This is a genomic window from Allochromatium palmeri, assembly GCF_009720725.1.
In the GTDB taxonomy this organism is placed as follows: Bacteria; Pseudomonadota; Gammaproteobacteria; order Chromatiales; family Chromatiaceae; genus Thermochromatium; species Thermochromatium palmeri.
Genome location: NZ_WNKT01000016.1, coordinates 36303 through 50585 on the forward strand (window position 1 = coordinate 36303; position 14283 = coordinate 50585).

At 62.6% G+C, this 14283-nt stretch carries 14 protein-coding genes; 8 read left to right on the forward strand and 6 right to left on the reverse strand.

Annotated features, from left to right (window positions below; translation table 11 throughout):
• Positions 1-242 precede the first annotated feature (242 nt).
• From GJ668_RS09215 to GJ668_RS09225, 4 genes are all read left to right on the forward strand, one after another.
• Positions 243-500 carry a DUF4212 domain-containing protein gene (locus GJ668_RS09215; RefSeq protein WP_155449865.1) on the forward strand — a complete coding sequence of 86 codons (258 nt, stop codon included), beginning with the start codon at positions 243-245 and terminating at the stop codon, positions 498-500.
• A gap of 12 nt (positions 501-512) precedes the next feature.
• On the forward strand, positions 513-2318 hold the full coding sequence (locus tag GJ668_RS09220; RefSeq protein WP_155449866.1) for a sodium:solute symporter family protein: 1806 nt from the start codon (positions 513-515) through the stop codon (positions 2316-2318).
• 176 nt (positions 2319-2494) lie between these two features.
• Positions 2495-2641, forward strand: a complete 147-nt coding sequence (locus GJ668_RS20120) for a hypothetical protein (protein WP_186343000.1) — start codon at positions 2495-2497, stop codon at positions 2639-2641.
• Positions 2642-2788: 147 nt separating this feature from the next.
• Positions 2789-3811 (forward strand): GGDEF domain-containing protein, encoded by a 1023-nt coding sequence (locus GJ668_RS09225; protein WP_155449867.1) that lies wholly within the window; start codon positions 2789-2791, stop codon positions 3809-3811.
• 9 nt (positions 3812-3820) lie between these two features.
• Here the strand turns inward: GJ668_RS09225 and GJ668_RS09230 are convergent, their stop codons facing one another.
• Complete coding sequence (locus GJ668_RS09230) at positions 3821-5869, reverse strand: elongation factor G (RefSeq protein WP_155449868.1); 2049 nt, start codon at positions 5867-5869, stop codon at positions 3821-3823.
• A 106-nt stretch (positions 5870-5975) separates the two neighbouring features.
• On the opposite strand from GJ668_RS09230, the gene GJ668_RS09235 reads away from it, so the two are divergent.
• Positions 5976-6863, forward strand: coding sequence for a L,D-transpeptidase family protein (locus tag GJ668_RS09235; protein WP_425482483.1), 888 nt, complete (start codon positions 5976-5978; stop codon positions 6861-6863).
• Here GJ668_RS09235 and GJ668_RS09240 read toward each other — a convergent pair.
• A complete protein-coding gene (locus GJ668_RS09240) occupies positions 6842-7030 on the reverse strand; it encodes an alanine-zipper protein (protein WP_012972135.1) in 189 nt (62 codons plus the stop codon). The two genes, GJ668_RS09235 and GJ668_RS09240, sit on opposite strands and share 22 nt — an antisense overlap.
• A gap of 337 nt (positions 7031-7367) precedes the next feature.
• Here GJ668_RS09240 and GJ668_RS09245 point away from each other — a divergent pair, with 337 nt between their 5' ends.
• The 3 genes from GJ668_RS09245 (at position 7368) to GJ668_RS09255 (ending at position 9714) form a co-directional block, all read left to right on the forward strand.
• Positions 7368-7949, forward strand: a complete 582-nt coding sequence (locus GJ668_RS09245) for a chorismate--pyruvate lyase family protein (RefSeq protein ID WP_155449870.1) — start codon at positions 7368-7370, stop codon at positions 7947-7949.
• A 143-nt stretch (positions 7950-8092) separates the two neighbouring features.
• Positions 8093-8944, forward strand: a complete 852-nt coding sequence (locus GJ668_RS09250; protein ID WP_155449871.1) for an ABC transporter permease — start codon at positions 8093-8095, stop codon at positions 8942-8944.
• An 11-nt stretch (positions 8945-8955) separates the two neighbouring features.
• Positions 8956-9714 carry an ABC transporter ATP-binding protein gene (locus GJ668_RS09255; protein ID WP_343032197.1) on the forward strand — a complete coding sequence of 253 codons (759 nt, stop codon included), beginning with the start codon at positions 8956-8958 and terminating at the stop codon, positions 9712-9714.
• Between the two features lie 10 nt (positions 9715-9724).
• Here the strand turns inward: GJ668_RS09255 and GJ668_RS09260 are convergent, their stop codons facing one another.
• The 4 genes from GJ668_RS09260 to ubiE all read right to left on the reverse strand — a co-directional run bounded on the left by GJ668_RS09260 (position 9725) and on the right by ubiE (position 14282).
• A complete protein-coding gene (locus GJ668_RS09260) occupies positions 9725-11167 on the reverse strand; it encodes a putative nucleotidyltransferase substrate binding domain-containing protein (RefSeq protein ID WP_155449872.1) in 1443 nt (480 codons plus the stop codon).
• A gap of 84 nt (positions 11168-11251) precedes the next feature.
• Positions 11252-12895: a ubiquinone biosynthesis regulatory protein kinase UbiB gene (gene ubiB / locus GJ668_RS09265; protein ID WP_155449873.1), complete on the reverse strand. Its 1644-nt coding sequence runs from the start codon at positions 12893-12895 to the stop codon at positions 11252-11254.
• Positions 12892-13536: a ubiquinone biosynthesis accessory factor UbiJ gene (locus tag GJ668_RS09270; protein ID WP_155449874.1), complete on the reverse strand. Its 645-nt coding sequence runs from the start codon at positions 13534-13536 to the stop codon at positions 12892-12894. The genes ubiB and GJ668_RS09270 overlap by 4 nt, the downstream gene beginning before the upstream one ends.
• Positions 13533-14282, reverse strand: a complete 750-nt coding sequence (gene ubiE, locus GJ668_RS09275; protein ID WP_155449875.1) for a bifunctional demethylmenaquinone methyltransferase/2-methoxy-6-polyprenyl-1,4-benzoquinol methylase UbiE — start codon at positions 14280-14282, stop codon at positions 13533-13535. The genes GJ668_RS09270 and ubiE overlap by 4 nt, the downstream gene beginning before the upstream one ends.
• Position 14283 lies beyond the last annotated feature (1 nt).

Genomic DNA, 14283 nt, shown 5'->3' on the forward strand with positions numbered 1-14283 from the left:
AGCCGGTTCAGAACGCAGACCGACCGATTGAAACGTTGACAGCACGCCAAGTGCAACCAGACAATGCTGACAATTCGCTCGATAAGGCAGAACGAGACGGATGAATCATAACCAACGAGGGGGCTTCTGCCATGTTTTGAGCGCACCGAACCGCTTCCAGGCGGCTCTCGGCGGCGCGCCCCATCGTCACCCCGCCACCTTCAGGCCAATACCGTAAACCTTAGAACGGAGTGACATCGACCATGACACCTGACAAGCGTGCGGACTATTGGAAAGCGAATCTTCGCTATCTAACAGTCCTTTTGATCGTTTGGTTCGTCGTTTCCTACGGCTTCGGCGTCCTGCTCGTCGAGCCGCTGAACGCTATCCATCTCGGCGGCTACCCGCTCGGCTTCTGGTTCGCCCAACAGGGTTCGATCTATGTTTTCGTGGCGCTGATCTTCGTCTACGCCGCCCTGATGAATCGGCTCGATCAGCAATTCGACGTCGGCGAAGAGTGAGGAACGCACCTAATGAGCCCACTTGAGATCTGGACCTATTCCATCGTCGGCCTGACCTTCGCGATCTATATCGGCATCGCGATCTGGGCACGCGCCGGCTCCACCAGTGAATTCTACGTCGCCGGCGGCGGCGTGCATCCGGTTGCCAATGGGATGGCGACAGCGGCTGACTGGATGTCGGCAGCCTCGTTTATTTCCATGGCCGGTATGATCGCCTTCGGCGGCTATGGCGGCTCGGTGTTCCTGATGGGCTGGACCGGCGGCTATGTGCTGCTGGCCCTGCTGCTGGCGCCCTATCTGCGCAAATTCGGCAAGTTCACGGTGCCTGAGTTCATCGGCGACCGCTACTATGCCAACTCGGCGCGCGTGGTGGCCGTCATCTGTCTGATCCTGGCTTCGGTGACCTACGTCATCGGCCAGATGACGGGTATCGGTGTGGCCTTCGGCCGCTTCCTCGGCATTTCCTACGAAATGGGCATCGTCGCCGGCATGGGTATCGTGGCCGTCTACGCCATCCTCGGCGGCATGAAGGGCATCACCTACACCCAGATCGCGCAGTACGTGGTGCTGATCTTCGCCTACACCATCCCGGCGATCTTCATCTCGCTGAATCTGACCGGCAACCCCATCCCGCAACTGGGTCTGGGCAGCGAATACGCCCCCGACGGCGTCGCCAGCGGCATGTCCCTGCTGGAAAAGCTCGATCAGGTGGTCACGGATCTTGGCTTCAAGGAATATACCACCCAGGTGATGGGCAGCACGCTCAACATGTTCGTCTATACCCTGTCGCTGATGATCGGTACCGCTGGTCTGCCGCACGTCATCATCCGCTTCTTCACCGTGCCTAAGGTTGCCGATGCGCGCTATTCGGCCGGCTGGGCGCTGGTCTTCATCGCCATCCTCTACACCACCGCCCCGGCTGTCGGTGCGATGGCACGTCTGAACCTGATGGATACCATCCAGATTGGTCCAGTCGGCGAGGAGAGCAGCAACCTGGCCTACGACGAGCGTCCCGACTGGTTCAAGCGTTGGGAGACCACGGGTCTTCTGAAGTATGAGGACAAGAACGGCGACGGCCTGATCCAGTACTACGACGACAAGAACGCCGAGTTCGCCGCCAAGGCCGAGGGATTCGGCTGGAAAGGCAACGAGATGGTCACGGTCAACAACGACATCATGGTGCTGGCCAACCCCGAGATCGCGAAACTGCCCGACTGGGTGATCGCGCTGGTGGTCGCCGGCGGTCTGGCGGCGGCGCTCTCGACAGCCGCCGGTCTGCTGCTGGCCATCTCCTCGGCGATCTCGCATGACCTGCTCAAGGGCGTGTTCATGCCGCACATCACCGAGAAGAAGGAGCTGATGGCCGGGCGGTTGTCGATGATCGGCGCTATTGTGCTGGCCGGCTATCTCGGCATGAATCCGCCAGGATTCGCGGCGGGAACCGTGGCCATTGCCTTCGGTCTGGCAGCCTCCTCGATCTTCCCCGCGCTCATGCTCGGCATCTTCGCCAAGCGCATGAACAAGGAGGGGGCGATCTCAGGCATGGTCGCCGGTATTACCGTGACTCTGCTCTATGTGTTCCAGCACAAGGGCATCCTCTTCATTCCGGGCACCGAGTTCCTGATGCCCGATATGGGGATGGGCGAGAACTGGTTCTTCGGCATCTCACCGAACGCCTTCGGCGCGATCGGCGCGCTGGTGAACTTCATGGTCGCCCTGCTGGTCTCGGCGCTCACGGCACCGCCGCCTGAGCACATCCAGCATCTGGTCGAGGATGTGCGCATCCCGCGTGGCGCTGGAGTCGCCACGGGTCATTGATCGGCATCCGCCATCGCTGACCTGACACGAGCCCCGCTTCGGCGGGGCTCTTTCGTTGTGGGAAGGGGCCAAGCGTCGTTGCAATCGCCGCGCACGGCCCAATTCTCCGACCTCAGCGTCAAGGCGGCGCGCGATCCACTATCGACGACCTATCGACTTTCAGAGGGGTAAAGATCATGGCGAATGGTTCTTCCTTGGCGGCGATGGAACTGATGGTGTTCCTGGGACTGGTCGGCTGGCTGCTCTACTATCAGTACTCAAACTCACGACGCGACTCCAGCCGCACCAAATCAGACGAGGAGACGTCGAAGGAATCGGACTGAGCCGCGACGCAGTCGGGCGGCATCTCGACATTTTTACGACGCTCAGTCACCGGCTCGCTTATCATTGGCGCCGATCGGAAGCCATCGTCCCATCAAGCGGACGATGGCTTCGTGGTTTCCAACACATTTTTGGCGGGTCAAGCAGCCATGAGCGTCAACCGGATGGATTTCAGGGATGACCTGAATACGGCCTCGGACTATCTGCGCATGGCCGTGCCGCAAATGGTGCGTCGCCGCATCCCACCGACACCCTACAATTACGCGCTCTGGTACGCACACGTCCAGAACGCCTGTCCGGATCTGAGCCGCTCATTGCTCGCGGACTTTCCGGAAAACGGCCCCTATGACGCCGAGAAGAGCGAATCGCTGTTCTTCGAGTATTTCGTCAAGCATTACCTGCCGACCAGCCCGCAAGCGCGCGACCTCATCGTCGATATCGTCACGCGGTTGACACGGGCGGTCTCGCGCAATCTGCGCGGCACCCAGGACTATGGCGCCAGTCTGCGCGAGGCGCTGACGGTCTTCGAGGAAAACGACGATCAGGAACGAATCCGCGCCATGGTCGGCCAACTGCTCACCGAAACGCGCGACCTGGAAAACCTCACCCAAGCCTTCCAGAGCGAACTGAAATCGGCCGGCGCTCAGGTCGAGCGGCTCAAGCGCGAGCTGGAGGAGAGCGAGCGCCGCGCGCGTGTGGATGCGCTGACCAAGATCCCCAACCGACGCGGCTTCGATGAGGCACTCGTGCAGTCACTCTCGGCGCCCGACGAGCCGACCTGTCTGATGATGCTCGATCTCGACCGCTTCAAGCAGCTCAACGATACCTATGGGCATCCCATGGGCGATCGTGTCCTGGAGATCGTCGGTAGTGTGCTGGCCAAGGTACAAAGCGAGCGCGTGTTCGTCGCCCGCTATGGCGGGGAAGAGTTCGCGGTCATCGTCAACGACGAGCTGGAGGCCGCCCAGACACTGGCCGAGCAGATCCGCCGCCAGGTCGCCGCGCTCCAGATCAAACGCAAGAGCACCAAAGACACCATCGGCGCAATCACCGTCTCGATCGGCCTGACGCGCTTCAAGCCGGGCGAAACCGGCGCATCGCTGATCGAGCGCGCCGATACCGGGCTGTATCGGGCCAAGGAAGGCGGACGCGATCGCGTGGTGATTGCTTGATGGCGCGGCTCACAGATCAAAGCGCTCGAATTCCAGACTGAACTGCCCGCGTCCCTGAGTCAGTCCGCGCAATGTCGTTGCATAGCCAAGCAGCGGCTCCAGCGCCGCCTCGGCCCGGATCGTGGCCAGCTCATCCTGGATCTCGGTCGACTGGATCAGCGCATGTCGCGACTGAAGATCACCGAGCACGGCACCCAGATTCGGCTCAGGCACGACCACCTCCAGACGCATGACCGGCGTCATCAGCGCCGGATGCGCCTTCTCCAAGGCTTTGCGCAGCGCCGTGCCGACGGCGGCTGCCAGCGCCGCCGGAGTTGAACCCGTGCCAAAGAACTCCAGTTCCTCGACACTCACCGTGAGATCCAGCAGCTGAGCGCCCAGGCGCGGACCGCTGGCCAGCGTATTGTCGATCACGTCACGGATCGTCGGAATGTGCGCCGCATCGAGCTGAGCACCCTCGGGCCGCAGACGCGGTTGCAGCTCGACCAGCACCCCCTGCCCCCGCTCGCGCGGCCGGACGCTGACCACAGCCCTCGCCATCAGATCCGGCTGGCGCGGATCAGGCGTGGGTGGCGGGGCGAACAGCGCATCGGCGCGGGCTGGCTGAGTGATGGTCTCGCGCGTGGCCACAGCCGGCCGTCCGACACGGACGCCAACACCGAACTCACGTTCCAGACGCTCAATGACGATCTGCAAATGCAATTCACCCATGCCCCGGAGCAGACGCTGGCCGGTCTCGGGATCGTCTTCGACACGCAGGGTCGGGTCTTCCTGCTGGATTTTGCTCAGCACCTCGATCAGCTTGTCTTCATCGGTCCCCGTCGCCGGCTCGATGGCCAACCCGAGCACCGGATCATGAGTCTGGATGCGCTCCAGGCTCAGCACCTGGCCGGGTGCGCAGAGCGTATCGCCCGTGCTGGCGAACCGCAGCCCGGCCAGGAGTACGATATCGCCGGCCTCGGCCAGATCGCGCTTGGTCTTCTTGCCGGCATCGACCTCGAACAGCCGCGCCACCTGCTCGCGCTGCACGCGCCCATCGGGCGTCAGGAACTCGACCGCATCGCCCGGCGCCAACCGTCCGCGATAGAGCCGCACGAAGACATGCCGGCGCCCGTCCCAGAGCTGGACCTTGAAGGCGAGCGCGGCAAGTGGCCCATCCGGGGTCATGACGACCGACTCGCGCGTCTCATCGGGCCGCTCGGCCAGTGCCGCAGGCCGGTCGAGCGGAGCGGGCAAGAAGTCGATCACACCATCGATGAGCGGCTGCACACCCAGATTGCGCAATGCGCTGCCGCCATAGCAGGGAAAGAGCGTCCCGGCCAGTGTTCCGGCGCGGATGGCGGCGCGTAGACGTTCAGGCGGCACCTCCTCGCCGGCGAGCACCAGATCAGCCAGCGACTCATCCGCCTCGGCGGCGGCCAGTGCCAGTGCCTCGCGTCGCTCGCGATGACGCGCCCACAGTTCAGGCGGACAGGGTTCGATGACGACCTGCTCGCCCTGTTCACCGATGAAACGAATCAGCTGTTGGTCAATCAAATGCAGCACGCCACCCGCTTCGGGGACCGGAACCGTGATCGGCACCGGCTCGGCGTGCAAACGCTGCTTGACGGACGCCAGACAACGGTCAAAATCCGCGCCCGGACGATCCATCTTATTGATGAACAGGAGCGCTGGGAGCTTGAAGCGCGCACGCTGACGCCACACCGTCTCAGTCTGGGGCTCGACGCCTCGCACGCCATCGAGGACGATGACGCCGCCATCGAGCACGCGCAGCGCCCGCTCGACCTCGATCGAGAAGTCGACGTGTCCGGGCGTATCGATGAGCTGGATCAGATGCTCACGCCACTGGGCCTGGGTGACGGCAGCGGTGATGGTGATGCCGTGGCGCTGTTCCTCAGCCATATAGTCCATGTGAGCGGCGCCATCATGCACCTCGCCGATCTTGTGCGAGGCGCCGGTGTAGAACAGGATGCGCTCGGTGAGCGTCGTCTTGCCCGCATCCACATGAGCGGCAACCCCGATATTGCGGACGTGCGACGATCGGGATGGTTTTTTCATCGCTGTGCAACAGGAGCTTAAAAAAGTTATGAGAGGTCTTGAACTTGGCGGACGCCCCCGAGCCTGGCTCGTGCCGGCGCTCTGCGCATCCGTGTTTGGCTGGGGTATGCCACAGAGCGCTTGGGCCGAGACCTTCCGGCTGGAGAACCCCAACGACTCGGTCGTGGGGACACCCTTCTATTTCACGGCGCGCACCAAGGATACACTGCTCGACATCGCCCGCCAGAACAATCTGGGCTATGACGACATGCGTCAGGCCAACCCCAAGGTTGATACCTGGGTGCCGGGTGAGGGAACCCAGGTGCTGGTGCCGGCCTTCTATGTGCTGCCGAACGTACCGCGTCAGGGGATCGTGATCAATCGCGCCGAGAAACGGCTGTATTACTATCCACCCAACGAGCCCAACGTCGTGCGTATCTATGCCATCACGGTGGGCAAGGATGCCATGGCCACGCCGCTGGGCAACTTCGACGTCATCCAGAAACGCAAGGATCCGACCTGGACGCCAGGGCCGCAGGTGCGTGCCAACCATGCCGCTCGCGGCCACGTCCTGCCACCCACGGTACCGCCGGGGCCGGACAATCCGCTCGGACGTTTCGCCATGCGACTGAGCAATCCGGATTATCTGATCCACGGCACCAATCAGCCCTGGGGCATGGGTCTGGAGGTCAGCGGTGGCTGTATCCGGATGTATCCGGAAAGCATCGAGGAACTCTATGGAATGACCGAACTCAAGACGCCGGTGGCCATCATTGACCAACCCTACAAGTATGGCTGGCTGGGTAACGACCTCTATCTGGAGGTGCAGACCGGGGAGAAGAGTGTCCGCCAGCCCTATCACTCGGTGATTCCCGAGTCAGTGGTCAACGCTGAGGGGGTGACGATCGATTGGAAGGCGGTGGAGCGGGCTGTCGAAGAAGACTCCGGCGTCCCACAGCTCGTGGGACACCGGAACGGATCAGGTCAAGTGAATCACTTGCCCATGATCTTCTGATACATCCGATCCAGACGCTCGGTGTTGGAGTTGCAGCAAGCCTGGGCGCTGTTCGCGGTGTCCATGGCCTGCTGAGCCATGTCGCGAGCGGTCTGGTCGGTGGTGCAGCCGCCGAGCAGCAGCAGCGCAGCGACAGAGATGGAAGCAGCCTTGACGATCTTGGTCATGAGAAATCTCCGAAGGTTGTGGACCTTGCAGTCCCTTTAGGTATAACACATGGTGCGTAAAACTACCGAGCCACACCCACGCTGTGAGCCTGTAGCCCGACTGGTTCCGCGCCCCTGGAGGTCTGGGATTGGAAATCCCACTTAGGGGCCGGTCTCCGGCGTAAAGCTTGGGGCAAATTCAATGAGACATCAAGCCCACAAACAGGTCAATCGGCGGATTTTTTACAACACCGAGCACTTTCAATCTTAACCCATCTCGGCCAATGGGCGCTATTGCCTCCAGACCCCGCTGATTTGATGCCTAAAACAAACACTGTTGTATTTTGGACTTCACTCGATGCATCGTTACTACGGGCGCGGCACCTCCGCGCCGATCGCCCCTCCTTTTCGCTGTGATGGGTTTGCACGCGCTGGCGAACTCGTCGACGCGACGGGCGAGCCGATCCCCTTGAGCCAGTTGCCGCCCTTTCTGCGCGCGCTGCTGGTCACCGATGGTACGGTCACCAAAATCCTGGAAGCCTATTTTTGGGAGCCGGTCGCGGTCGATACCCTGGAGCAGCGCTTCGAGGTCGCGCTGGAGCCGGTGCCCTGGCTCGATGTCGAACGCGGTGACTCCTGTCTGATCCGCGATGCCCGGCTGCGTGGAACAGACAGCGGACGCTGTTTCGCCGAGGCTTTTTCACTGATTCGCACCCCGCTCATCCCGCCGGACTTTCGCCGGCGGCTCATCGATCGCGAAATCGGCATCGGCGTGCTGATCCGCGACAGCGGGCTGGAGAGCTATCGCGAAGTCCTGGACGTCGGGCTGGACCGAACGGCGGATGGCGAGCTGGCGGTGTTCCGCACCTATCGCATCACCATTGAGCATCAGCCGGTGATTCTAATCACCGAATACTTTCCGCTGGCGCTGTATCGCTAGGATCGAGGCGGCGTGATCTTGAGTCCAAACCGTCTTCGCACCGAAACCAGCGTGATATAGTACGCGCCGCTGATAAAGACAATCCTTAAGATCCACGCCTCGCCGTCCGGCCAGGACGCGGGTCGATCAGAGTTTGAGTATCGATGTCGACCGACACCCAACATGGCGAGTCGTCCCTGCTGATCCAACTCCAGCATGGACTCAAGCGCGAGCAGTTCGAACGCGCCCTGCACGATATCCGCGCCGGCTGGAACCGGCGCGAACTCTGGATGACGCTCGGGCTACATGACGTGCGCCAGCGCTATCGACGCTCCAAGCTGGGACCGTTCTGGATTACGCTGTCGATGGCCATCATGGTCCTGGCGCTCGGCCTGCTCTATGGCCAGATCTTCGGCCAGGATCTGCACGACTATCTGCCTTTTCTGGCTGCCGGCTTCGTCATCTGGGGTCTGATCGCGAGCCTGGTCAACGACGGCTGCCAGTCCTTCATCCTGGCCGAGGGCATGATCCGCCAGCTCAACGCGCCGCTGTCGATCTATGCCTATCGCGGTCTGTGGTCGATCCTGATCGCCTTTGCGCACAACATCTGGGTTTTCCTTGGAGTCGCGCTCTGGTTCGGGGTCGATCTCAACTGGAATCTGCTCTGGGTGCCGGTCGCGCTGCTGGTGCTGCTGCTCAATGGACTCTGGATGGCGCTCTTTCTCGGTCTGGTGAGCGCGCGTTTTCGCGACGTGCCACTGATCGTCGGCAGTGTGGTGCAGGTGCTGTTCTTCATCACGCCGGTCATCTGGAAGCCCGAGATGCTGCCAGGGCGCGCGCTCTGGCTCGATCTCAACCCCTTCTATCATCTGGTCGAGATCATGCGCGCCCCGCTGCTCGGCCAGGCGCCCGCGCTCGCCAACTGGCTGCCGGTCATCGCCATCACGGTCGTCGGCTGGGCCGTGGCGCTTTTCTTCTATTCAGCCTACCGCTGGCGCGTCGCTTACTGGGTCTGAGGGAGATCATCGTGGCCTCGATCAAGCTGGAGAACGTCTCGGTCTCCTTTCCTGTCTACAGCGCCTCGACGCGCTCGCTCAAGAACCGTCTGATCCAGAGTGCCACCGGCGGCCAGATCCGTGCCGACACGGTCTCGCAGCGGATCTCGGTGGTGCAGGCGTTGCAGGATATCAACATCTCGCTCGAGAACGGCGACCGGCTCGGACTCATCGGGCACAACGGTGCCGGCAAGACCACGCTGCTACGGGTACTCGGCGGTATCTACGAGCCAAACAGCGGACGGGTGACGGTCGAGGGTTCGACCGTGCCCCTGTTCGATATCGCGCTCGGGATGAATCAGGAGAGCACCGGCTACGAGAACATCGTCCTGCGCGGACTCTTTCTCGGACTGCCGCGTAAGAAGATCCACGCCATGATGGATGAGATCGCCGAGTTCACCGAGCTGGGCGACTTCCTCGATCTGCCGATCCGCACCTACTCGGCTGGTATGCAGATGCGACTGGCGTTCGCCGTCTCGACCTCGGTGGTGCCGGACATCCTGCTGCTCGATGAGGGCATCGGCGCCGGTGATGCGGCCTTTCTGCACAAGGCGCGTGAGCGTCTGGAGCGCTTCACCGAGCGCGTCTCCATCATCGTCCTGTCCTCGCATTCGGAGGATCTGGTGCGCAGCATGTGCTCCAAGTCACTGCTGATGGAACACGGACAGATAGTCTTCGCCGGCCCGACCGATGAGGCGCTCGATCACTATCGAGCCATGCGCGGCTGGTGATTTGATCGGCCTAACGCGCGACCTGATTCAGATGGAAGCGGTGGCGCAGGAAGCCCTGGAAGTGCTTGACCTCTTCCAGTGCCAGCTTCAGACGCCCGACCTCGATGCGATTAAGATGGTCGAGCGGCAGATAGTTCGTCAGCGGCTCGCCGCGTTCGAGCGTCAGCAACTGGGCGCGTAGCCTAAGCGCGATCAGAAAGTCGAAGGCAGCCAGCAGGCTTTCGGCCTGTTGCGCTTCGAGGATACCGGCCTGCTGGAGTCCGCGCACCCGATCATGGGTGCGGCCCTCGCCGATGCCGGCCTGGAGCGCCATGGCCTTCAAACCTTCAGTGATCGCAAAGACACCCGCTTTCTTGACCTCAATGCAGCCGCGATGCGGGCCGCGTCGCTCGGTCTTGACGCGCCCGAACCAGTCGAGCGGCGGTCGGAAGGCGACGGCATTGGAGACGCTATGCACCAGGAACAGATTGTTGCCGTGCAGCTTCGCGATGATGTCGGCCTTGAGTTCCTGCTCGAAGGAGGCGTCGCCATAGAGCGTGCGCAGGTCGAAGAACATGCTGCCCGAGAGGATGTTGGTGGGCGTCGGGGTGCGCAGCCATTTGTCGAGCATCTGCTTCCAGCCGCTCACACTGCGTCGCCATTCGGCGTTCTTGGCCATGATGCCGCCCGAGCAGGCCGGCATGCCGATGCCGATCAGATTGTCGATCAGATCGACGCTGAAGGCGCGGAGCTGTTCCAGCTCGTCTTCGGACAGGTCATCGGCATGGACGATGGCGTTGTCCTGGTCGGTGGCCAGCGTCTGCTCGCGCCGCCCCTCGCTGCCGAGCACCAGGAAGGCGAAGCGATCGGTGAGATCCGGATAGCGCGCCGCGCGCACCAGCTCGATGAGGCGGATCAGCAGGCGGTCGTTGAGCAGGGCCACGGTCTGAACCAGATCGCGCGTGGCAACGCCGGTGCCATGCAGATGGACGACCAACTGTTCCATGCGCTCGCGCAGCGTCTTGAGCTCTTCGGGGCTTTCGGCTTCCTCGATTTCTTTCATGAGCTGCTGAGGTGAGCGGCTGTGCAGACGCAGCGCATCAGTGTCGGTGACGATGCCGCGCAGCCGGCCCTCGGCATCGACCACGCACAGCCGATGGATGCGCCGCCGGCTCATGAGATAGAGCGCCTCGAACAGATAGTCGCTCTCGCCGATGGTGACGAGCGGGCTGTTCATGATGTCGCGCGCGCAGCCTTCGCGCGGGTCGATCCCTGGAGCCACCACCTTGTTGCGCAGATCGCGGTCGGTGACGATGCCGACCGGTTCCTCGCCGTCGCGCACCAGGAGGCTGGAGATATTGCGCGCGCGCATCAGCTCGGCGACCTCGATCAGCGACAGATCCGGCGCGCAGGTCACGACATCGGTCTGGCAGATTTTGCTGACCGGGGTGAAGAAGACGTTTTCAGCGGACATGATGGCCTTCGTGTGTTGTGCCTTGGGGTCCAAATGGTCGGGATCGATGACAGAGATCGCGTGCTCGCAAGCGGCTCGCTGATCTTACCCCGTCCGCGCCGCCGAGACGAACAGCCAGGCCCCGGTCAGATAAGCCGCCGCGATCAAGCCGGCGGCGGCTTGTTCGGGCAGCCAGTGGCCTGGACCGAGCAGCAGCACCAGGGTCGCGCACACGAGCAGCGTCGCGCCGCCGACGGATTTGAGCATGGCACTGGAGGCTGTCGCCTGATCCTCGCGGACCTGCGCCTGATCGAACTTGGCACCACGCACCTGTTTATCGTAGGCCATGAGCATCCGATAGGCGATCAGCGGTAGCTCCGGGGCCTGGTCGGCGACCGAATAGAGGTTGCGCTTGGTGCGGTCGAACAGCCCTTTCAGGCCGACCTGATCCTTCATCCAGCGTTCCATGTAGGGCTTGGCCGTGGTCCAGAGATCCAGCTCGGGATAGAGCTGACGCCCCAGGCCCTCGATGTTGAGCAGCGTCTTTTCCAGCAGCACGAGCTGCGGCTGGATTTCCATGTCGAAGCGGCGCGCGGTCTGGAACAGCCGCACCAGGAAATGACCGAATGAAATCTCAGCCAGCGGCTTTTCAAAGATCGGCTCACTGACGGTGCGAATCGCTGACTCAAACTCGTCGATCCGGGTGCCGGGCGGCACCCAGCCGGATTCGACATGCAGCTCAGCCACGCGCCGATAGTCGCGCTCGAAGAAGGCGAGCAGATTCTCGGCCAGATAACGCTGATCCTCGGTGGTCAGGGTGCCGACGATGCCAAAGTCGATCGAGATATAGCGCCCCGACGGCTCGACGAAGATGTTGCCCGGATGCATGTCGGCATGGAAGAAGTTGTCGCGGAACACCTGGGTGAAGAAGATCTCCACCCCGCGCTCGCCGAGCTGCTTCATGCTCACGCCCTGCGCCTTGAGCTTGTCGACCTCGCCGACCGGGGTGCCATAGATGCGCTCCATGACCATGACATTGGGCCGGGTCCAGTCCCAATAGATCTCGGGGATATAGAGCATCTCGCTGCCGAGCCAGTTGCGCCGGATCTGCGAGGCATTGGCCGCCTCGCGCTGGAGATCGAGTTCGTCGTAGATCGTCTTCTCGTACTCGCGCACCACCTCGACCGGACGCAGACGTCGCCCGTCCTTCCAGTACTTCTGGGCCAGATGCGCCACGGCGTACATCAGCCCCAGATCCTGACGGATGGTGCGCTCGATGCCGGGACGCAGCACCTTGACCACCACCTCGGTGCCGTCCTTCAGACGCGCGCTGTGAACCTGCGCGATCGAGGCCGAAGCCAGCGGCACCGGGTCGAACTGATCGAGCACCTCCTCGATCGGTCGCCCCCAGGCTTTCTCGATCAGGGCGCGTGCTTCGGCGCCGCCAAAGGGCGGGACACGGTCCTGGAGCCTGGCCAGCTCCACCGCGAGATCATCCGGCAGCAGATCGCGCCGGGTCGAAAGAATCTGACCGAATTTGACGAAGATCGGCCCCAGATCCTCCAGTGCCAGCCGCACGCGCGCCGGATAGGACGGCAGATCGCGCTGGACCCAATGCCAGGGCAGCAGAACTTTGATCCAGCGCAAGGGCCGGAACAGATGGGTGGCGAGGATGACTTCGTCGAGACCGTGACGAAGCAGCACCCAGTTGATGCGAAACAGACGCAGCGCCTGACGTGGACCCATCATGACTGAATGCCGGTCTCCTGGGCACGCTTGGCGAGCTGCGCGATACGCGCGCCGAGTCGCTCGACGTCGTCGCGCACGGTGTCGACCTGAGTCAGGAAGGCGTCGACCTCGTAGCGGGTCGGCAGCAGGCGACGTTCCTCTTGCAGATATTCGGTGAGATTGGCCGTCATCGAGGCCGAAGTGCGCTGCGTCCAGCGTTCGGCGTCGCGCACTCGATTACCGACCTGACGCGCGAAGGGATCGCCGATGACCTGCGCCAGCTGCTCCTCCCAATCCACGTTCAGACCGGCCAGTGCCGCGCTGAAGTCCTGGGCGAGCGCGGTGTCACCCGAGATCTCGACCTCGCCGGTGACGAACTGGGCCTCCTTGTGCTCGGTCATGCCCAGGCGTGTGAGTGCCAGCGGCGAACCCTGAATCAGACAGTCCGGTTCGGCATCATAGGCACCGAAGAGTTGCAGTCCGCGCACGCCCGGAATGACCGTGATCCGCGTCCCGAAGCCTTTGGCCTCGATCGCGATGATCCGCCCTTCCAGGGCATCGAACGCCGCCGCGCCCTCGGGATCGAGCGTGAGATAGCGATTGAGCGCCTGCTCGACGACGGCAAGCAAGGCGTCCGGAATCTGGATGCCGCCGGCGCTCATAGCTTGTAGCCTCGATGGATGGCGACGATGCCGCCGGTGTGGTTGAAGTATTCGCAGCGTTCGAAGCCGGAGGCTTCCATCATCGCGCGCAGCGTCTCCTGATCCGGGTGCATGCGGATCGACTCGGCCAGATAGCGATAGCTCTCGGGATCATTGGCCACCAGACGTCCGAGCGTCGGCAGCACCGAGAAGGAATAGGCGTCGTAGACCTTGCTCAGCGACTTGGTGGTCGGATGCGAGAACTCCAGGATCAGGGCGCGCCCGCCGGGCTTGAGCACGCGGAACATCTCGTCAATCGCGTTCTGCTTGTGGGTGACGTTACGCAGACCGAAACCGATAGTGACACAGTCGAACAGAGTGCTCTCGAAGGGGATCTGCTCGGCGTTGACCAGGCTGTACTGGACATTGCCGACCCGACCGCGATCGAGCATCCGCGAGCGGCCCTCGCCGAGCATGGCGGCGTTGATGTCGGTCATCACCACCAGCCCGTCGGAACCGACCAGCCCCGAGAAGCGGTAGGCCAGATCTCCGGTGCCCGAGGCCAGATCCAGCACCCGCTGGCCCCGACGCACGCCCGAGAGTTCAATCGCATGGCGCTTCCAGAGCCGGTGGATGCCGAGCGACATCAGATCGTTCATCACATCGTAGCGGGTTGCAACCGAATCGAAGACGGCGCGCACGCGCTTGGCTTTTTCTTCGACCGGCACCTGCTGATAGCCGAAATGGGTGGTGTTCTGATCGGACATG

Excerpts from the sequence above, each read along its gene's own strand:
- GJ668_RS09215 (WP_155449865.1), top strand. The coding sequence starts at position 243 with ATGACACCTGACAAGCGTGCGGACTATTGGAAAGCGAATCTTCGCTAT.
- GJ668_RS09220 (WP_155449866.1), top strand. The coding sequence starts at position 513 with ATGAGCCCACTTGAGATCTGGACCTATTCCATCGTCGGCCTGACCTTC.
- GJ668_RS20120 (WP_186343000.1), top strand. The coding sequence starts at position 2,495 with ATGGCGAATGGTTCTTCCTTGGCGGCGATGGAACTGATGGTGTTCCTG.
- GJ668_RS09225 (WP_155449867.1), top strand. The coding sequence starts at position 2,789 with ATGAGCGTCAACCGGATGGATTTCAGGGATGACCTGAATACGGCCTCG.
- GJ668_RS09230 (WP_155449868.1), bottom strand. The coding sequence starts at position 5,869 with ATGAAAAAACCATCCCGATCGTCGCACGTCCGCAATATCGGGGTTGCC.
- GJ668_RS09235 (WP_425482483.1), top strand. The coding sequence starts at position 5,976 with ATGCCACAGAGCGCTTGGGCCGAGACCTTCCGGCTGGAGAACCCCAAC.
- GJ668_RS09240 (WP_012972135.1), bottom strand. The coding sequence starts at position 7,030 with ATGACCAAGATCGTCAAGGCTGCTTCCATCTCTGTCGCTGCGCTGCTG.
- GJ668_RS09245 (WP_155449870.1), top strand. The coding sequence starts at position 7,368 with ATGCATCGTTACTACGGGCGCGGCACCTCCGCGCCGATCGCCCCTCCT.
- GJ668_RS09250 (WP_155449871.1), top strand. The coding sequence starts at position 8,093 with ATGTCGACCGACACCCAACATGGCGAGTCGTCCCTGCTGATCCAACTC.
- GJ668_RS09260 (WP_155449872.1), bottom strand. The coding sequence starts at position 11,167 with ATGTCCGCTGAAAACGTCTTCTTCACCCCGGTCAGCAAAATCTGCCAG.
- ubiB (WP_155449873.1), bottom strand. The coding sequence starts at position 12,895 with ATGATGGGTCCACGTCAGGCGCTGCGTCTGTTTCGCATCAACTGGGTG.
- GJ668_RS09270 (WP_155449874.1), bottom strand. The coding sequence starts at position 13,536 with ATGAGCGCCGGCGGCATCCAGATTCCGGACGCCTTGCTTGCCGTCGTC.
- ubiE (WP_155449875.1), bottom strand. The coding sequence starts at position 14,282 with ATGTCCGATCAGAACACCACCCATTTCGGCTATCAGCAGGTGCCGGTC.